15 protein-coding genes are annotated in these 18182 nt (G+C 60.4%); 6 read left to right on the top strand and 9 right to left on the bottom strand.

The features are described from left to right. The first annotated feature begins 11 nt into the window (after window positions 1–11). Window positions 12–479: an OsmC family protein gene (locus BS630_RS34170; RefSeq protein WP_077981016.1), complete on the top strand. Its 468-nt coding sequence runs from the start codon at window positions 12–14 to the stop codon at window positions 477–479. A 17-nt stretch (window positions 480–496) separates the two neighbouring features. Here BS630_RS34170 and BS630_RS34165 read toward each other — a convergent pair whose 3' ends face one another. Both BS630_RS34165 and BS630_RS34160 read right to left on the bottom strand, forming a co-directional pair. Then, window positions 497–1168, bottom strand: a complete 672-nt coding sequence (locus BS630_RS34165) for a DsbA family oxidoreductase (protein WP_077981015.1) — start codon at window positions 1166–1168, stop codon at window positions 497–499. A gap of 65 nt (window positions 1169–1233) precedes the next feature. Continuing rightward, window positions 1234–3039: an extracellular solute-binding protein gene (locus BS630_RS34160; protein WP_077981014.1), complete on the bottom strand. Its 1806-nt coding sequence runs from the start codon at window positions 3037–3039 to the stop codon at window positions 1234–1236. 285 nt (window positions 3040–3324) lie between these two features. On the opposite strand from BS630_RS34160, the gene BS630_RS34155 reads away from it, so the two are divergent. Then, the gene (locus tag BS630_RS34155) at window positions 3325–3987 is read left to right on the top strand and encodes an invasion associated locus B family protein (RefSeq protein ID WP_020049906.1); all 663 of its coding nucleotides are present in this window, start codon (window positions 3325–3327) and stop codon (window positions 3985–3987) included. Window positions 3988–4101: 114 nt separating this feature from the next. Here the strand turns inward: BS630_RS34155 and hspQ are convergent, their stop codons facing one another. From hspQ to BS630_RS34140, 3 genes are all read right to left on the bottom strand, one after another. Then, the gene (gene hspQ / locus BS630_RS34150) at window positions 4102–4431 is read right to left on the bottom strand and encodes a heat shock protein HspQ (protein WP_020049907.1); all 330 of its coding nucleotides are present in this window, start codon (window positions 4429–4431) and stop codon (window positions 4102–4104) included. Window positions 4432–4690: 259 nt separating this feature from the next. Then, window positions 4691–6100 carry a type I glutamate--ammonia ligase gene (gene glnA, locus BS630_RS34145; RefSeq protein WP_011651961.1) on the bottom strand — a complete coding sequence of 470 codons (1410 nt, stop codon included), beginning with the start codon at window positions 6098–6100 and terminating at the stop codon, window positions 4691–4693. A gap of 78 nt (window positions 6101–6178) precedes the next feature. Further along, window positions 6179–6517 (bottom strand): P-II family nitrogen regulator, encoded by a 339-nt coding sequence (locus BS630_RS34140; protein WP_003539626.1) that lies wholly within the window; start codon window positions 6515–6517, stop codon window positions 6179–6181. 344 nt (window positions 6518–6861) lie between these two features. Here BS630_RS34140 and BS630_RS34135 point away from each other — a divergent pair, with 344 nt between their 5' ends. The 4 genes from BS630_RS34135 to BS630_RS34120 all read left to right on the top strand — a co-directional run bounded on the left by BS630_RS34135 (window position 6862) and on the right by BS630_RS34120 (window position 12759). After that, the gene (locus tag BS630_RS34135; RefSeq protein ID WP_077981013.1) at window positions 6862–8334 is read left to right on the top strand and encodes an NAD(P)H-hydrate dehydratase; all 1473 of its coding nucleotides are present in this window, start codon (window positions 6862–6864) and stop codon (window positions 8332–8334) included. A 352-nt stretch (window positions 8335–8686) separates the two neighbouring features. Continuing rightward, window positions 8687–9775 (top strand): phosphate ABC transporter substrate-binding protein PstS, encoded by a 1089-nt coding sequence (gene pstS / locus BS630_RS34130; protein WP_077981012.1) that lies wholly within the window; start codon window positions 8687–8689, stop codon window positions 9773–9775. A gap of 117 nt (window positions 9776–9892) precedes the next feature. Further along, window positions 9893–11626 (top strand): Na/Pi cotransporter family protein, encoded by a 1734-nt coding sequence (locus BS630_RS34125; RefSeq protein WP_077981011.1) that lies wholly within the window; start codon window positions 9893–9895, stop codon window positions 11624–11626. Window positions 11627–11739: 113 nt separating this feature from the next. Beyond that, window positions 11740–12759 carry a DUF808 domain-containing protein gene (locus BS630_RS34120; protein ID WP_077981010.1) on the top strand — a complete coding sequence of 340 codons (1020 nt, stop codon included), beginning with the start codon at window positions 11740–11742 and terminating at the stop codon, window positions 12757–12759. 27 nt (window positions 12760–12786) lie between these two features. On the opposite strand, the gene BS630_RS34115 is transcribed toward BS630_RS34120, so the two are convergent. The 4 genes from BS630_RS34115 to uvrA form a co-directional block, all read right to left on the bottom strand. Beyond that, window positions 12787–13752 (bottom strand): magnesium and cobalt transport protein CorA, encoded by a 966-nt coding sequence (locus BS630_RS34115; RefSeq protein ID WP_077981009.1) that lies wholly within the window; start codon window positions 13750–13752, stop codon window positions 12787–12789. 102 nt (window positions 13753–13854) lie between these two features. Next, window positions 13855–14661: a DUF72 domain-containing protein gene (locus tag BS630_RS34110; protein WP_077981008.1), complete on the bottom strand. Its 807-nt coding sequence runs from the start codon at window positions 14659–14661 to the stop codon at window positions 13855–13857. 24 nt (window positions 14662–14685) lie between these two features. Then, a complete protein-coding gene (locus BS630_RS34105) occupies window positions 14686–15147 on the bottom strand; it encodes a GNAT family N-acetyltransferase (RefSeq protein WP_077981007.1) in 462 nt (153 codons plus the stop codon). Continuing rightward, complete coding sequence (gene uvrA, locus BS630_RS34100; protein WP_020049915.1) at window positions 15144–18065, bottom strand: excinuclease ABC subunit UvrA; 2922 nt, start codon at window positions 18063–18065, stop codon at window positions 15144–15146. The genes BS630_RS34105 and uvrA overlap by 4 nt, the downstream gene beginning before the upstream one ends. Window positions 18066–18182: the final 117 nt, after the last annotated feature.

The following is an 18182-nucleotide window of genomic DNA, read 5'->3' as shown; positions in this document are numbered from 1 at the left end:
AGGAGACAAGGATGGCAACATACGGCGCAACGATTGCCTGGCAGCGCAACGGCGAGACCTTCACCGACAACCGCTACAGCCGCGTCCACCGCTGGACCTTCGACGGTGGCGTCGAGGTGCGGGCGTCTTCCTCCTCGCATGTCGTTCCGCTGCCCCATTCCGCCGAAGATGCCGTCGATCCGGAGGAAGCTTTCGTCGCCTCGCTCTCCAGCTGCCACATGCTCTGGTTCCTGTCGATCGCCGCCAAACAGCGCTTTTGCGTCGACAGCTACACCGATGCCGCCGAGGGCATCATGGAGAAGAATGCCGAAGGCCGCCTCGCCATGACCGTAGTGACCCTCCGTCCGCATGTCGTCTTCAGCGGCGAAAAGCAGCCCTCGCTGAGCGAGCTGGAAGCTCTACACGATCGCGCTCACGGCGAATGCTTCATTGCAAATTCGGTGAAGACTGATGTGCGCTGCGTTCCGGTTCTGGGCTGAACCTGGAGCCGGCAGCGTTAGTTCATGCCCGACCGCGCCTCGGCTTTCGCCTTGGCGATGTCGCGCAACGCATTGGCGAGAACGTCGGGCGTCTGCGCGCCGCTGACGGCATATTGCTGGTCGAAGATGAAGAAGGGCACGCCGTTGACTCCCATCTCCTGGGCCGCCTTGATCTCGGCGACGATCAGATCGCGGTCGGCATCGGAGGCAAGAAGTGAGGTGATGACCGAGCGGTCGAGGCCCGATTTTTCGGCGATATCGAGCAGCACAGCATGGTCGCCGACATTGCGGCCTTCCTCGAAATTCGCCTTGAACAGCGCGGCAACAACCTTGTCCTGCTTCTCGCGGCCTTCGATCATCGCCCAGTGGATCAGCCGATGCGCATCGAGCGTGTTCGGGCCGATCTTGATCGCTTCGAAATTGAAGGCGACACCGACTTCGCGGCCGTAATCGGTGAGCATCTTGTGCGCCTGCGCCACGCGCTCCTCGCCGCCGAGCTTCTCAGCCAGCGCCTTCTTCTGGTCGACGCCCTCCTTCGGATAGTCGGGATTGAGCCGGTACGGCCGCCAGTTGATGTCGACGCCGATCTCGTCTTGCACCTCGGCGATGGCGAGGTCCAGCCGCGCCTTGCCGAGATAGCACCAGGGGCAGACGACATCCGAGACGACGTCGATGGTGATACGCTCCATGATGATTTTCCTTATTCTGTGCGTCTCCAGGGGAGACATTTAAGCCGGGGCGGTTCGGCTGCTTCTTATTGGGCGCTCGTATCCCACCATAGCGGCAGCTGATAGCCATAGAGCGGCACCGCGTCGGGATGGCCGATGCGTTTGCTACGCGCCACCCATTGCTGACCCATATGATAGAGCGGCAGCACGTAATGGCTGGACAGCAGCAGCCGGTCGTAGGAGCGCACCGCCGCGGTGAAATCCTCGGCCGTGCGCGCCCGGAGCAGGTGATCGATCAACGCATCGAGATCCGGGTCGGCAGCGCCCGCGAAACTGTCGCTGCCCTCGCGGGTCTTGGCGGCCGAAGACCAGCGGCCGAGCTGTTCGTTTCCGGGCGACAGCGAGGACGTGTAGGACTTCATGATCATGTCGTAGTCGAAGCTGTTCGTCCGGCTCTGATACTGCGAATCGTCGACGGTGCGGATCGAAACGGCGATGCCGATCGTCTGCAGCGAACGCTGATAGGCGAGGGCGAGCTTCTCCTGGTCGGCATTCTGCGTCATGATCTCGAAGGCGAGCTGGCGGCCGGAGGCGTCGTTCATCTTCCCGCCCTGGATCGTATAGCCGCCCTGTTTCAACTGCTCGACGGCCTGTTTCAGCACATTGCGGTCGCGGCCGGAACCGTCGGTGACCGGCAGCTTGTAGGTGCCGTCGAGAATCTCCGGCGCGATCTTGTCCTTGATCGGCCCGAGCAGGGCAAGCTCGGCCGCGTTGGCGGGAACGCCGAAACTCGACAGCTCGGAATTCTGCCAGAAGCTCTGCGTGCGTTTATAGGCGCCGGAATAAAGGTTCTTGTTCGCCCATTCGAAGTCGAACACCAGCGACAGACCTTCGCGCACCTTGGGATCGGCGAAGATCGGCCGGCGCGTGTTGAACACGAATCCGAGCATGCCGCTCGGCAGTTTCGGTGTGAACACGTCCTTGACCACAACCCCCGAGGTGACGGCGGGGAAATTATAGGCATTGGCCCAATGACCGGGATTGCCGTCGGGATAGATGTCGACATCGCCCTTCTTGAAGGCCTCGAACAGCGTTGTCTCCTGCAGGAAATACTGGACGGTGATCTGGTCGTAATTGTCGGTGCCGACCTTGGCAGGAATGTCCTTGCCCCAGTAATTCGGATCGCGCTCATAGGTGATGCTCTCGCCGGGCTTCACCGTCTTCACCTTGTAGGGACCGGAGCCGACCGGCGCCGTCAGCGACGACCGGTCGAAGGTTGCCGGATCGATCGCATGTCTCGGCAGCACCGGGAACAGGCCGAAGATCAGCGGCGTCTCGCGGTCGGCCTTGTCGTTGAAGGTGAAGCGCACGCTGTGTTCGCCGACCTTCTCCATCTTGGCGACGACGTTGAGGCGGTTGGCAAAGGGCACGCGGCCCTTGTCGCGCATCAGCTCGAATGTGAACATCACATCCTCGGGCGTCACCGGCTGGCCATCGGCCCATTTCGCCTTCGGATTGAGGTTGAACTGGATGAAGCTCCGGTCGTCGTCCCATTCCACCGTCTCGGCCAGCAGGCCGTAGAGCGTGAAGGGCTCGTCCCTGGAGCGCTGCATCAGCGATTCGTAGACGAGATTGCCATAATCAGGATCCCACATGCCGCGCGCCGTCGTGCGCATGCTCTTGAGGATGAACGGGTTGAGGTTGTCGAAGGTGCCGACCACGCCATAGGTGATCTTGCCGCCCTTTTTCACGTCGGGATTGACGTAAGGGAAGTGTTTGTAGTCGGCCGGCAAGGCCGGCTCGCCGTGCATCGCGATGCCGTGCAGCGGCTCGGCAGCGACAGTGCCGCACAGCAGCAGCGAGAGGACGAGGGGGACGACGATCCGGAGCATTCGGCAATCCTTGAGCCGTGAAAAACGGGGCATGATTCACGCCAAGATTATCATGGGGTCGACCGATTCCAACACGGATCGGCGATTTCTTTGGCTTCGCGACGAAATGCACCTCAAATTGCCAAAGAAAAGCTGGATATCTTGAACGCTGCGATGTAACAGGTGAACCCGAAGTTTAGGGGTCATGCATTTGCCTTATTTTTTTAAGAGGTGGAGTGCCGAACGACCCGATGGTTGGGGCGGCAAACCGCTGCCCCGAACGGATATCAGGAGACGGAATTCGTTATGATGTTCAAGTCTGAAAAGAAAATGCGGGCAGCACTGTCCGTTCTGGCAGTGGTGTTCGGCGCTTCGGCTCCGGTCTCCTCCTTCGCACAGGATGCGGCGGCACAGGCTCCGGCCGATGCCCCGGCACAGGCCGCAGGAGCGCCGAAGCTCGGCTGGTACAAGACCTGCAGCAAGCAGGAAGACAACGACATCTGTGTTGTCCAGAACCTGATCCTCGCCAATGGCGGCCAGCTCGTCACGGCCGTCGGCCTGATCTCGGTTTCCGGCAAGATCAACCGCAAGCTCCTGCAGGTCTCGGTTCCCACGGCACGCCTCGTTCCTCCCGGCGTCATCATGCAGATCGACGGCGGCAAGGGCCAGAAGCTCGATTACGCCGTCTGCCTGCCGGACAAGTGCACCGCCGAAATTCCGCTGACCGACGCGATGATCGCCAGCCTCAAGAAGGGCAGCGACGTGATCTTCACTTCGATCAACTTCCGCCGCGCCCCGAACCCGATCAAGATTTCGCTTGAAGGCTTCACCGGCGCTTACGACGGCGAACCGGTTTCCGAATCCAAGCTCGCCGAAAGCCAGCGCAGCCTCCAGGAAGGCATGCAGAAGAAGGCCGAAGAAGCCCGCAAGAAGTTGGAAGACGCCCAGAAGGCAGCCAAGGCGCAGTAATCCTGCCACTTTCTTTGAAACAGAAACCCGGCTTCGCGCCGGGTTTTTTGTTTCGCAAAGAAAAGGCCTCGCCGGGAGAAGCGAGGCCTTGATTCAACGATCGGCACGAGTGGGTTAGTGGGCGAAGCTCATCTTGGGTTTGAACTGCCCTGACGGGGCCTGATCGAAAATCTGGTAGATCTGCGGGTTGCGAAGCGGCGTACCGCTTTCGTCGTTCGTCAGGTTTTGCTCGGAGACGTAAGCGACATATTCGCTTTCGTCATTCTCGGCGAGCAGGTGATAGAAGGGCTGGTCCCTGCTCGGACGCACCTCGGCGGGAATGGAATTCCACCATTCCTCCGTATTCGCGAACTCCGGATCAACGTCGAAGATGACGCCGCGAAACGGAAAAACCTTGTGCCGAACCACTTCGCCGATACTGAACTTTGCTACTCTTTCTTTCATGGTACGACTTCCTTTCATCACCAAATTTGGTGATTGGTGCCGCGCAAATCAAGATTTGTGCGCGAGTTCGTCACATGAACGTCATATCCTCCTTCTGCATAACTCCTTAAATCGGAACCGATTTAAGGACAAAATTATGCAGCACTCCAAGTTCTACAGCGTCCTTTGCGCGTCTGATAGACGCGCGGCGCCGTAGTGGCGTCCATGACCTGGGAGGCGAGAGCCCCGGCGGGCCGGGACTTTCTGTGTTTGCGGCCGATCAGGCCGAATAGTACATATCGTATTCGACCGGATGCGGCGTCATTTCGAAACGCATCACCTCAGCCATCTTCAGCTCGATGAAGGCATCGATCTGATCGTCGTCGAAGACGCCGCCGGCCGTCAGGAACTTGCGGTCCTTGTCGAGGCTTTCGAGTGCTTCGCGCAACGAGCCGCAGACGGTCGGGATCTTCTTCAATTCCTTCGGCGGCAGGTCGTAGAGATCCTTGTCCATGGCCTTGCCGGGATGGATCTTGTTCTTGATGCCGTCGAGGCCGGCCATCAGCATGGCGGCAAAGGCGAGATAGGGGTTGGCGGTCGGATCCGGGAAACGGACTTCGACGCGCTTGGCCTTCGGGTTGGAGCCGAACGGAATGCGGCAGGAAGCCGAGCGGTTGCGGGCCGAATAGGCCAGCAGCACAGGGGCTTCGTAACCCGGGACGAGGCGCTTGTAGGAGTTCGTCGACGGATTGGTGAAGGCGTTGATCGCCTTGGCATGCTTGATGATGCCGCCGATATAGAACAGGCAGCTCTCGGAAAGGCCGGCATATTCGTCGCCGGCAAAGGTCGGCTTGCCGCCCTTCCAGATCGATTGGTGCACATGCATGCCCGAGCCATTGTCGCCGAAGATCGGCTTCGGCATGAAGGTCGCCGTCTTGCCGTAGGCGTTGGCCACCTGGTGCACGACGTATTTGTAGATCTGCATCTTGTCGGCGTTGCGCACCAGCGTATCGAACTTGATGCCGAGTTCGTGCTGGGCGGCCGCGACTTCATGGTGATGCTTTTCGACGACGACGCCCATTTCGGAGAGCACCGTCAGCATTTCCGAACGCATGTCCTGGGCGCTATCGACGGGGGGAACCGGGAAATAGCCGCCCTTGACGCGCGGGCGATGGCCGAGGTTGCCTGTTTCGTAATCGGTATCGTCGTTCGACGGAAGTTCGGTCGAATCGAGCTTGAAGCCGGTATTGTAGGGATCGGCCTTGTACTTGACGTCGTCGAAAACGAAGAATTCGGCTTCCGGGCCGACGAAGACCGTATCGCCGATGCCGGATGCCTTGAGGTAGGCTTCGGCCTTCTTGGCAGTGCCGCGTGGATCGCGGTTGTAGGCCTCGCCGGAAACCGGATCGAGGATGTCGCAGACGATAACCATGGTCGACTGGGCGAAGAATGGGTCCATATGCACCGTTTCGGTATCGGGCATCAGCACCATGTCGGACTCGTTGATGGCCTTCCAGCCGCCGATCGACGAGCCGTCGAACATCACGCCATCAGCGAACATGTCTTCATCGACGCAGACAACGTCCATCGTCACATGCTGCAACTTGCCCTTCGGGTCGGTGAAACGCAGATCGACGAACTTTACGTCGTTCTCCTTGATCTGCTTCAGAATTTCGCTTGCGGTCGCCATTAAGTAGTTTCCTCCGATTTGCGATGACGGTGTAGGTCGGCGGTGACGGTAACGGACTTTGCGCGATTGGCAAAGTGGTCAGATGGCATCGATACCGGTCTCGCCGGTTCGGATGCGGATAACCTCTTCGACATTGGAGACGAAGATCTTTCCGTCGCCGATTCGGCCGGTCTGCGCCGCCTTACGGATCGCATCGATAACGGCCTCCGCGTTCTCGTCGGCCAATACGACCTCGACTTTGACCTTCGGCAGGAAATCGACGACGTATTCGGCTCCACGGTAGAGTTCCGTGTGGCCTTTCTGACGGCCGAAACCCTTGGCTTCCGTGACCGTGATACCCTGCAGGCCAACTTCCTGAAGGGCTTCCTTCACTTCGTCCAGCTTGAAAGGCTTAATGATCGCTTCGATCTTTTTCATGAGAAAATGTCTCTCCGCTTCTCTTGTTATGGCAGGAATTTTCCCGCTCGCGGGATATGATGCAGATATCGTGCCAGTTTGAAATCCATCCTGTCGAAAAAAGACGTCGATTCTTCCAAAACCGGCGAGTTTGTAGGGAATTCTGTGTGGTTTTGGCGACGGCCAGATGGAAAAACATCGTCTCCCGATCAAAATCCCATCGGAAACGGAAAAACTCATGTATTTTCGCAACTGCGAATACGCGTCACGTTGAGATGAAAATGTAGGCAAATGCCTAAATTGAGTCCTTCTCTTTGGTATTTCAGACGGTTGTTTTTTAGGCGTTTTTTGATTTGAATAGGATGATGAGCAAACATCTGTCCGACCTTCTTCTCACTCCTGCCGAAATGGCCGCCGTCGACGCGGCCGCTGCCGCATCCGGCATCGACTCTTTTGGCCTGATGGAGAGGGCAGGTGCCGCGGTCGCAGCTGCTGCTCTGCGCCTTCATCCCGGAGCGTTGCGTTTCGTCATACTCTGCGGACCCGGCAACAATGGCGGCGATGCCTATGTCGCAGCCCGTCATCTGCAGGAGAGCGGGGCGAAGGTGGCGCTCTTCCACCTCGGCGATCCCTTGAGGTTGAAGGGTGATGCCGCCCGCGCCCGCATGGGCTGCGCGCTCAGTGGACAGGAACTCGGCCTCTATCGGCCGGAAACCGGCGACGTCGTCATTGATGGTCTGTTCGGGGCAGGGCTTGGCCGCGCGGTGTCGGCCGATGTGTGCGCGCTGATCGAGGGCGTCACCGAGGTCGCTATTCCCGTGCTCGCCATCGATCTGCCCTCCGGCCTCGATGGCCGTACCGGCAAGGTGCTGGGTGCCGCTTTCCGGGCCTGCAACACCATCACCTTCATGACCCGCAAGCCCGGCCATCTGCTGATGCCGGGCAGGGAGCTTTGCGGTGAATTGGAGGTCTTCGACATCGGTATCCCGGCCCGCATCGTCAGGGCTGAGGCAGGCGGCGCCATCGCCGAGAACACGCCGGATGCCTGGAGGAGTGCGCTGCCGGCCGAGCAGTTGGAAACCCATAAATACAAGCGCGGTCATCTGGTCGTCTTCTCAGGTGAGGCCGACAAGACCGGTGCGGCGCGCATGTCGGCGATCTCGGGCCTGAAGGCCGGCGCCGGCCTGGTGACGATCGCCGCCCCCCACGCGGCGATGGCCGCCAATGCCGCGCATCTGACCGCCGTCATGCTGCATGCCATCGACGACGAGGCCGACCTCGGCGACTGGCTCTCCGACAAGCGGCTGCAGACCTTCGTCCTCGGCCCCGGTTTCGGCATCGGCACCAGGGCGCGCGGCTTCGTCTCGGCCCTTGCCGATCGTCATCTGGTGCTCGATGCCGATGGCATCTCCTCGTTCAAGGACGATCCGCAACAGCTGTTTGATCTTTTCCGGGGTGAGCCGCGTCTGGTGCTGACACCGCACGAGGGCGAATTCGCGCGGCTCTTTCCCGATATTGGTGGCGACGACGCGCTCGGCAAGGTGGATAAGGCGTTGGCGGCCGCCCGCCGCGCCAATGCCGCGATCATTTACAAAGGTGCCGATACCGTCATCGCCGCGCCTGATGGACGTGCGCTCATCAATACCAACGCTCCCGTCTGGCTTGCCACCGCCGGTTCCGGCGACGTGCTTGCCGGCATCATCGGCGGCTTGCTCGCCCAGGGCCTGCCGGCCTTCGAGGCCGCCGCCGCCGGCGTCTGGCTGCACGGCGAGGCCGGGCAACGCGCCGGCAAGGGGCTGACGGCAGAAGAGCTTGCAGCCGAGGTATTGCCGGTTTAACGCCGCCGCATCCGCTGCACCTCGAACGCAGATGCAATCCGCACCGTCCCGGACATGTCTGGCCGTGGCGCGGGCTGCGTTGTTTTATCATTGTAAATGCGGCCGATGTGTCAATTGAGTGACGGTTTTATTTCGAATTTTTAGAGCGACATCGATCAGACAAAGAATGTCCTGCGCCGAGAATCAGCAACCCGCAAAACTAAACTGTCATTAAAATGTTAATGAATGGAAATACTTAGTCGTGTCAGGAATTCCTGTCGGCTGGAACACGAGTTCGCACAGTGGGTCCTGAGCTGATCTGGCTTGAATTCTGATCGAAGTACGCAGTCAACGGTTGCGAGGGGAAGCGCCGATGGAACGTTTTTTTCGGCAAGTCCACAGAGTGACGACCACCGCCGGCTTTACCGGACTTGTGGCAGTTGTCGGCTCACTTTTCATCGCTCCTGCAGCCATGGCCGAGCCCATTCGCGGCGCCGGCTCCACATTCGCGGCACCCATCATCGCGAAGTGGGCGGAAATCTACGAGAAGGCGCGGATGGATGACGGCGATTTCAGCTCACCCGACTGGACGGTGGACTACGAGCTTGTCGGTTCGCTGGCAGGCCTGATGCGCCTTGATCAGCCGGAGCTGGATTTCGCTGCGACCGATGTGCCTGTCTCCCACGACGAGCTTTTGAAGCATGGCCGCCAGCAGTTTCCGATCGTGCTCGGCAGCGTGGCGATTGCCGTCAACCTTGACGGTATCGACAAGGGCCGTATCAACCTGACTGGCCCGCTGCTTGCGAATATCTATCTCGGCAAGATCCAGTCGTGGGCTGACCCTGCCATCAAGGCGATCAACCCGGAGATCAGCCTTCCCGATCAGAAAATCAGCCCGGTTAGCCGCAAGGATGGATCAGGCACCACCTTCATGTTCACCGAATTCCTGTCCTCGGCAAGCCCGGAATGGAAGGCGGCACATGGAGCGGATACGCTGATCGCCTGGCCTGTGGGGACGAGTGTCGAGGGAACCGGGGATCTCATTCGCGCGGTGCAGGCAACCAAGGGGGCGATCGCCTATGCCGATTTTGGCCAGGTCGAGCGTGCAAACCTGCCCTATGGCGCTGTTCAGAACAAATCCGGCCAGTTCGTAAAACCGGGACCGGATGGCGTGCGGGCTGCCGCCAGCACCGCCTCATGGGATGAAGCGAAGGATTTTTCGGTATCGCTCGCGGATCAACCGGGGGAGGCGGCCTATCCGATCAGCGGCGCAACATTTGCTGTCGTTCCAATCACGGGACAGGCGCCCAATCGCTATCGCCGCGTGCATGATTTTTTCCGTCTGGCGTTCGAGGCGGGCAGTAAGGACGCCGAGGCGCTGGGTTATGTGCCTTTGCCGCCGCAGCTCGTCAGTCAGATCGTCAAATACTGGCTGAAGCAGGATGCATCCGCGAGCCAGTAAATCGTTCGGGCGCGCATGATACGCGGTCGGGGCATCCCCGACCGTATCAAATCGGGCATGTGAGACGCGGGGGCGTCGTTGAAGCGCGCCATTTTGGCGCCAAGGGGGTAAGGCGTAATGAACATCGACATTTTCAAGGATATTCTTGTGCCTGTTATTGGCGGGCTGGGGATATTCATGCTCGGTCTGGAGTTCATGTCGAACGGCATCCAGGCACTCTCCGTCAACAAGATGCGCGCATTTCTCGCGAGAGCCGCAGGCACGCCGATCAAGGGCGTCATCGCGGGAACGCTCATCACCGGTGTCATCCAGTCATCCACGGCAATGACGGTCATGGTCGTCGGCCTCGTCAATGCCGGCGTTGTCGGCTTGCGTCCGGCGATCAGCGTCATCATGGGCGCCAACATCGGAACGACGCTCGGAAACGGCCTGATCGCCTTGCCGCTCGGACCTCTTGGCCTGATCTTTGCGGGTGTTTTTTCACTGGTCTACTGCTTTGCCAAGAGCGAGCGCATCCGCAACGTCGCGCTTGCCTGCATGGGCTTCGCGCTGATTTTCTACGGTCTCAATCTGATGACCGGCGGCCTTCGGCCGCTGCGCAACATACCGGAGGTCATGGACGTTCTGTCGACGCTGACCGCCGACTCCTATTACAACCTGATCAAGTGCGTGCTGATCGCCGCCGGCGTCACTGCGATGATCCACTCCTCGTCGGCGACGATCGGTATCGTCATGGGGCTCGGCGCGGCCGGTGTCCTTGACTGGACGACGGCGGTTGCCTTCTCGCTGGGTGCGGATCTCGGAACCACGATCACCTCCTGGATTGCCTCGCTCAATCTGTCGAAGAACGCCAAACGCGCTGCCTACGCCCATATGTCCTTCAACATTATCGGCGTCTGCATCACGGTGCCCTTGTTCTTCGTCTCGATCGACGTTCTGGCATGGGCGATGCAGTGGTTCGGCGGCGATCCCGGCGTTCCGGTCGTGGTCGAGGGCAAGGAGACATTTCCGCTGGTTCCGGTCGCTGTCGGTCTCTATTCGACCTTCTTCAACGTTTTCAACACGGCGTTGCTGTTTCCCTTCGTCAGCGTCTTCGAACGTGTCTTGTCGCGCATCGGCCGTATCGACGCCGAGGATGTTGAAGATTATTCGACGCCGAAATTCCTCGACCGCAGGCTCACAAGCGATTTCGCGCGGGCCGTTCCGGCGGTCCAGCAGGAGACCGCGCGTCATCTGCAGGCCGGCGCGATGTTCCTGGATATTGCCCGGTCGGCCAAGTCGGCGCCATCCGATCCGGGCGAACACTATCTCGCCACCGATATCCTCAGCCGCGACATTCGCGACTACACCGCCTCGCTGATGAAGGAGGATCTGCCTTACGAGCAACTCGATCTGGTCGCCAGCCTGATCGAGGAGGCGGATTTCACCGCTGCCTTGACGGAATCGATGCATCAGGTCGCCCGGCGTGTGAAGCGTGAAAAATTCAGCGAGCCTGCTTTGGCGATCGTCAATCTGGCACTGAGCAAGCTCGATGCCTCTCTGCAGGATATCATGCCCGACTATGACGTGGTTCGTCCCTCCATGCCGGCCGGCCATGTCAGCCTTCCCAATGTCACTGAACTGCGGGAACAGACACTGGCACTTGGCCCGAATGCCGGCGCGGCCGAACGCGGCACGATCCTGGCGCTTCTCGGCTCGGTCGAGCGCGCGGAGATCCTGATCCGCCGCATCGACGAGGAGCGCAAATCCGTGAACCGGCAGAGCGTTCTGTCGCGGGTTTCGCAGAAACGGGAACGACAGGCGCGTCCGCCGCTGGACGAGGGTGGGTTGAGCCCGATGCCGGCTGAATAACGGCCATCGTCGTCGTGATCCTTGCGTGGCATCTTCCCGGCGGAGGATGCCACGTCTCGTTGACGGGCCTTCCGTTTTTGCTGCATAAGTCTGTCTTCCCGACGGAGGCTCGAATGAGTGTTGGCCTGATCGCCCTTCTTGATGATATCGCGGCTTTGGCCAAGGTGGCTGCGGCATCGCTCGACGATATTGCCGGCCAAGCGGCCAAGGCGGGCGCGAAAGCGGCCGGCGTCGTCATTGACGATGCGGCGGTCACGCCGCGTTACGTCACCGGATTCTCGGCAGCGCGCGAATTGCCGATCATCGGCAAGATCGCGCTCGGCTCGCTGAAGAACAAGCTGCTGATTCTGCTTCCGGCTGCACTGATCCTGAGTCTTGTCGCCCCGCAGGCGATCACGCCGCTGCTGATGATCGGCGGACTTTATCTCTGCTACGAGGGTGTGGAAAAAGTCTACGGGCTGGTGCTGCCGCATGCAGCTCACGCCCATGAATCGGCACTCGAGACGGCAAGCCTCGATGCCAAATCGGTAGAAGACGAAAAGGTCGCCGGTGCGATCAAGACGGATTTCATCCTGTCGGCCGAAATCATGGCGATTACGCTCGCCGCGGTTCCGTCAGGCGGCATGTTCACCCAGGCCGTCATCCTTGCCGTCGTGGGACTGGGCATCACGTTCTTGGTCTATGGCGGCGTTGCGCTTATCGTCAAGGCCGATGATCTCGGTCTGATGCTGGCGCGCGTGCGGGCGGCATCGGCGATGGGCACCTTCTTGCGATCGATCGGGAAGGGGCTTGTCACAGGCATGCCTTACTTTCTGAAAGTGCTCGGCATTGTTGGAACGGCCGCCATGATCTGGGTCGGCGGCGGCATCATCGTTCACGGCCTCGAATCCTATGGTATCGGTGGCCTTGCACATCTGATCCATGATGCCGGGGAGGCGACCGCGCATGCCATTCCCGCTCTGGCATCCGTGCTCAGCTGGATCGTCGAGGCCGCAGGAGCGGGCATCGTCGGTATCGTCGCCGGCTTGATCGCTATTCCGGTCGCCGGCTACATCGTCTCGCCGATCTGGCGGTACCTCAAATCGCTCCTGCCGCGCCGCCGCAAAGAGGCGCTGGCGGACGGGAAGAAATGAAGCCCGAGTCCGTTGACGAGCAAGGCGTCATATCCAGCGGGCGCGCTTGAAACGGATGAAAAGTGCAATGCACATGATGGCGATGACTGCCAGGACGATAAAATAACCGTAGCTGGTTTTCAGCTCGGGCATATTGTCGAAATTCATGCCGTAGATGCCGGCGATTGCCGTCGGAACGGCGAGAATAGCAGCCCAGGCCGCCAGCTGCCGGGTGATCGTGCCCTGTCTTTGCTGTTCAAGCAGATTGCTCGCTTCAAAAACCGATGTGATCACGTCGCGCAAGCTTGCAACCATCGTCTCGACACGGTGCATGTGCTGAAGCGCATCGCGAAAATAGGGCTTCGCTTCCCTGTCGAGCGACGGCAGGTCGAGATGGTAGAGCTTGCCGCAAAGGTCGAGCATCGCGTCCAGCACCCGCTGAAACAGAATGACTTCCCGCCGCAACTTGAAAATCCGGGTGATCTGGCTGCGGTCGAGAAACGCATCCAGCATCTTTCTTTCCATATCGAGAACGGCATCCTCGATCGTACGCACTATGGGAAGATAGCCGTCGATAATGAAATCGAGAATGGCATGCAGAATGTAGTCGGTGCCATGGCAGAGCGTCTTCGGCGAAGCCTCCAGCCGGCCGCGCAGCTCTCCGTGCCCGCGCTCCGACCCATTGCGGACGGTGATGATATAGCGCTTGCCGACGAAAATTGCGGTTTCCCCGTAGGTGATTTGGTCTCCCTCGAGCTGCGCCGTCTTTGCGATGACGAACAGCTGGTTGTCATAGACGCTGAGCTTCGGCATCTGCAGGGAACTGAGCGCATCGGCGATCGAGAGTTCGTGAAGGCCAAAACGGCTTTGCAGCAGCAGGAGTTCGTCCCGGCTGGGCTTGTGCAGCCCGATCCAGATGAATTCGTTGTCCGTCGACGGAATGGAGGCAGCCTCGAAAGGGACAGCCTCGACCCGCCGCCCGTTGCGATAGAGATAGGATGCGGCAACGCTCATACGGGCTCCCGGGTTACCGCGCTCACGATGCGCTCATGCAACGCTTGACTGACGATGTGATACCCACAAGGTCACGATCCTTTTGTGACTATCGAGCCCGGCCTATTTCGCCAACGCCTGCTGCAGGGCGATCGCCCCGTGCGGCGCATTGACCTTGCCTTCATGGATCATGAAGGCGAAGACGTCGCGCGGCTCGGTCTTCACCTTGCGATCTTCATCGATCAGCGGCAGGTCATCGGGAACCTTGCCTTCGGCCCAGGTCTCCAGCCGGCCTGCCCAGGCCTTCAGGTCCTTTTCCGGATAGCAGGTCGGAATGTCGTCCGAGCCCTTCTGCAGCCTGGCATAGACGAAATCGGCCGTCACGTCGGCGATCATCGGATATTCGAAATGTTCAGCGCAAACAGGAGCCACACCGTATTTCGAAAGCAGCGCCACGAACTCCGGCACCTTGAAGGAATCGTGCCGCACCTCGACCACGTGGCGGAGCGCCAACCCATCCTGTTTTGCCGGCAGCAGCTTTAGGAAGGCCTCGAAATCGTCCGAATCGAACCTCTTCGTCGGTGCGAATTGCCAGAGCAGCGGCCCCAGATGATCGCCGAGTTCGCTGATGCCCGATGACAGGAACCGTTCCATCGATTCACCGGCTTCGGCAAGCACCCGCCGATTGGTGACGAAACGCGTCGCCTTCAGCGAAAAGATGAAACCGTCGGGCACCTCAGCCGCCCATTTGGCAAAGACCGCAGGCTTCTGCGTGCTGTAATAGGTGCCGTTAACCTCGATGACCTTCAGCTGGCGGCTGGCATAATTCAGCTCGTCCTTCTGTTTCAGGTCATCGGGAAAGAAATGCCCGCGCCAGGGCTCGAAGGTCCAGCCGCCGATGCCGGTGCGGATAGTGCCGGATTTCGTCATGTCGTCCTCCCCATTCGCAGCCGCTCAGGCCGCATTGATCTCTTTCGCCATGTCGACGAGCGTCCATCCTGGCCGATAAGGGTTCGGTCGGCGACCCGTTTCCTGAAACCCGAAGGCGCTGTAGAGCGCGATATTCCGCTCCATCCGCGCATTCGTGTAGAGCCGGATCTTCGGCACGGCCCATTCCCGCGCCTTGCCTTCCAGCCAACGCAGCATCGCCAGCCCATGCCCGGCACCCTGAAACGCCGGCGAGACCGCGATGCTGAACAGCATCAGGTGATCGGAATGCTGCTCGACGACCACCAGGCCGGCCGTTTGCCCGCCGATCTCGCGCAGCCAGACCTCGCCGCGTTCGATCCGCGGCGTGTAATCCTCCGTCACTGGCATCGGCGGAGCGCCGAAGAGCTCGCTATAGGGCCGATAAGCGGCTGACGTCAGCGTCACGATCGTTTCCAGATCATCGGGCGACGCTGGCCTCATCGTCATTCCGCCGCAACCGCCTTCTTCGCCGGCCGCCGTTCCAGCAATTCCTTCAGGAACTGTCCGGTATAGGACCGCTTCTCCTTGACGATCGCTTCGGGCGTGCCGGTCGCGACGATCTCGCCGCCGCCGTCGCCGCCTTCGGGGCCGAAATCGAGCACCCAATCGGCCGTCTTGATGACTTCGAGATTGTGCTCGATCACCACCACCGAATTGCCCTGGTTGACCAGTTCGTGCAGCATTTCGAGCAGCTTGGCGACATCGTGGAAATGCAGGCCGGTGGTGGGTTCATCGAGAATGTAGAGCGTGCGTCCCGTCGAGCGTTTCGACAGCTCTTTGGCAAGCTTGACGCGCTGCGCTTCGCCGCCTGAGAGCGTATTCGCTTGCTGGCCGACCTTGATATAACCGAGCCCGACATCCTTCAGCGCTTGCAGCTTGTCGCGCACCGCAGGCACCGCCGCGAAGAAATCGACGCCTTCCTCCACCGTCATGTCGAGCACGTCGGCGATTGACCTCTGCTTGAAGGTGACGTCGAGTGTCTCGCGATTGTAGCGCTTGCCGTGGCAGACGTCGCAGGTGACGTAGACATCGGGCAGGAAGTGCATCTCGATCTTGATGACGCCGTCGCCTTGGCAGGCCTCGCAGCGCCCGCCCTTGACGTTGAAGGAGAAACGGCCCGGCTGGTAGCCGCGGGCCTTGGCCTCCGGCAGGCCGGCAAACCAGTCGCGGATCGGCGTGAAGGCGCCGGTATAGGTTGCCGGGTTCGAGCGCGGCGTGCGGCCGATCGGCGATTGATCGATGTCGATCACCTTGTCGATATGCTCGAAGCCGTCGATGCGGTCGTGATCGGCCGGGTTTTCACGCGCGCCCATGACGCGCCTTGCCGCTGATTTATAGAGCGTTTCGATCAGGAAGGTGGATTTACCGCCGCCGGAAACGCCGGTCACCGCCGTGAACACCCCGAGCGGGATGGATGCCGTGACATTCTTCAGATTGTTGCCGCGTGCGCCGACCACCTTGATCTCGCGGCCCTTCTTCGGCTTGCGCCGCTCGTCGGGAACGGGAACGCCAAGTTCGCCGGAGAGATATTTGCCGGTCAGCGATTTCGGATTGGCCATGATATCCTGCGGCGTGCCATGGGCGATGACCTGGCCGCCGTGAATGCCGGCCGCCGGGCCGATATCGACCACATCGTCGGCCGACAGGATCGCATCCTCGTCATGTTCGACGACAATGACGGTGTTGCCGATGTCGCGCAGGTGCTTGAGCGTATCGAGCAGCCGGGCATTGTCGCGCTGATGCAGGCCGATCGAAGGTTCGTCGAGCACGTAGAGCACGCCCGTCAGCCCTGAGCCGATCTGCGAGGCAAGCCGGATGCGCTGGCTCTCGCCGCCCGACAGCGTGCCGGAATTGCGCGACAGGCTGAGATATTCCAGGCCGACATCGTTGAGGAAGCGCAGCCGGTCGCGGATTTCCTTGAGAATGCGCACGGCGATCTCGTTCTGCTTGGCATTGAAGCTTGCCGGCAGCGTCTCGAACCAGTCGCGGGCGACGCGGATCGACATACCAGTCACCTCGCCGATATGCAGCGTGTCGATCTTTACCGCTAAGGCCTCGGGCTTCAGGCGGAAGCCGTTGCACGAAGGGCAGGGGGCGGCCGACATGAAGCGCTCGATGTCTTCGCGCGCCCAGGCGGAATCGGTCTCCTTCCAGCGGCGCTCGAGATTGGTGATGATGCCCTCGAAATTCTTCTGCGTCGTGTAGGAGCGGGCGCCGTCGGCATAATGGAATTCGATCTTGTCGTTGGTGCCGTTGAGGATGACGTCCTTGGCCTCGTCGGAGAGATCGTTCCAGCGGGTGCCGAGCTTGAAGCCGTAATGTTTGCCGAGCGCTTCCAGCGTCTGATTGTAATAGGGCGAGGTCGACTTGGCCCAGGGCGCGATCGCCCCGTCGCGCAACGTCCGCTCGGGCTCGGGCACGATCAGATCCGGATCGATCTTCTGCTGGGCGCCGAGGCCATCGCAGGTCGGGCAGGCGCCGAACGGATTGTTGAAGGAGAAGAGCCTGGGTTCGATCTCGGGAATCGTGAAGCCCGAGACCGGGCAGGCGAATTTCTCCGAAAACAGCACGCGTTCATGTGTCTCGTTCAGCGACTTGTTGGCCGAGCCGCCGGCCGACGTCTCTTCCGGCGGCAGCGGCTTGTCGGCGAATTCGGCGACCGCCAGCCCGTCGGCGAGCTTCAGGCAGGTTTCGAGACTGTCGGCCAGGCGCGCCGAGACATCCGAGCGCACGACGATGCGGTCGACCACGATGTCGATGTCGTGCTTGTATTTCTTGTCGAGCACCGGCGCCTCGGCAATCTCGTAGAACTGCCCGTCGACCTTGACGCGCTGGAAGCCCTTCTTCATCAGCTCCGCCAGTTCCTTCTTATATTCGCCCTTGCGCCCGCGCACGAGCGGCGCAAGGATATAAAGACGGGTGCCGTCGCCGAAATCCAGGATGCGGTCGACCATCTGGCTGACGGTCTGGCTCTCGATCGGCAGGCCGGTCGCCGGCGAATAGGGAACGCCGACGCGGGCAAAAAGCAGGCGCATGTAGTCGTAGATCTCGGTGACGGTGCCGACCGTCGAGCGCGGATTGCGCGAGGTGGTCTTCTGCTCGATCGAGATCGCCGGCGACAGCCCGTCGATCTGGTCGACGTCGGGCTTCTGCATCATCTCGAGAAACTGCCGGGCATAGGCCGACAGGCTCTCGACATAGCGCCGCTGGCCCTCGGCATAGATCGTGTCGAAGGCGAGCGAGGATTTGCCGGAACCCGAAAGCCCGGTCATGACGATCAGCTTGTTACGCGGCAGATCGAGATCGATGCTCTTGAGATTATGCTCGCGCGCGCCGCGGATGGAGATCGTCTTCAGTTCGCTCATCGTCTCTGCTTTGGTTTTCTGGATGACAGCCCTTATTTAGTGATGCCGACGGGCGAGTCGAGGCTGAATATCCGCAAGGGCTCAAGGTTTTCGATTCTGTTGACAGGATCATACGGA

This window comes from Rhizobium laguerreae (genome assembly GCF_002008165.1).
GTDB lineage: Bacteria > Pseudomonadota > Alphaproteobacteria > Rhizobiales > Rhizobiaceae > Rhizobium > Rhizobium laguerreae.
Note: the sequence above shows the minus strand (reverse complement) of the source record. Positions and strands in the feature narration are given on the sequence as shown.

What these genes read in the sequence shown, in the direction of transcription:
- pstS (WP_077981012.1), top strand. Translation starts at nt 8,687, where the DNA reads ATGGAACGTTTTTTTCGGCAAGTCCACAGAGTGACGACCACCGCCGGC.
- uvrA (WP_020049915.1), bottom strand. Translation starts at nt 18,065, where the DNA reads ATGAGCGAACTGAAGACGATCTCCATCCGCGGCGCGCGCGAGCATAAT.
- BS630_RS34120 (WP_077981010.1), top strand. Translation starts at nt 11,740, where the DNA reads ATGAGTGTTGGCCTGATCGCCCTTCTTGATGATATCGCGGCTTTGGCC.
- BS630_RS34105 (WP_077981007.1), bottom strand. Translation starts at nt 15,147, where the DNA reads ATGACGATGAGGCCAGCGTCGCCCGATGATCTGGAAACGATCGTGACG.
- BS630_RS34165 (WP_077981015.1), bottom strand. Translation starts at nt 1,168, where the DNA reads ATGGAGCGTATCACCATCGACGTCGTCTCGGATGTCGTCTGCCCCTGG.
- BS630_RS34155 (WP_020049906.1), top strand. Translation starts at nt 3,325, where the DNA reads ATGATGTTCAAGTCTGAAAAGAAAATGCGGGCAGCACTGTCCGTTCTG.
- BS630_RS34135 (WP_077981013.1), top strand. Translation starts at nt 6,862, where the DNA reads ATGAGCAAACATCTGTCCGACCTTCTTCTCACTCCTGCCGAAATGGCC.
- hspQ (WP_020049907.1), bottom strand. Translation starts at nt 4,431, where the DNA reads ATGAAAGAAAGAGTAGCAAAGTTCAGTATCGGCGAAGTGGTTCGGCAC.
- BS630_RS34140 (WP_003539626.1), bottom strand. Translation starts at nt 6,517, where the DNA reads ATGAAAAAGATCGAAGCGATCATTAAGCCTTTCAAGCTGGACGAAGTG.
- BS630_RS34160 (WP_077981014.1), bottom strand. Translation starts at nt 3,039, where the DNA reads ATGCTCCGGATCGTCGTCCCCCTCGTCCTCTCGCTGCTGCTGTGCGGC.
- glnA (WP_011651961.1), bottom strand. Translation starts at nt 6,100, where the DNA reads ATGGCGACCGCAAGCGAAATTCTGAAGCAGATCAAGGAGAACGACGTA.
- BS630_RS34125 (WP_077981011.1), top strand. Translation starts at nt 9,893, where the DNA reads ATGAACATCGACATTTTCAAGGATATTCTTGTGCCTGTTATTGGCGGG.
- BS630_RS34170 (WP_077981016.1), top strand. Translation starts at nt 12, where the DNA reads ATGGCAACATACGGCGCAACGATTGCCTGGCAGCGCAACGGCGAGACC.
- BS630_RS34115 (WP_077981009.1), bottom strand. Translation starts at nt 13,752, where the DNA reads ATGAGCGTTGCCGCATCCTATCTCTATCGCAACGGGCGGCGGGTCGAG.
- BS630_RS34110 (WP_077981008.1), bottom strand. Translation starts at nt 14,661, where the DNA reads ATGACGAAATCCGGCACTATCCGCACCGGCATCGGCGGCTGGACCTTC.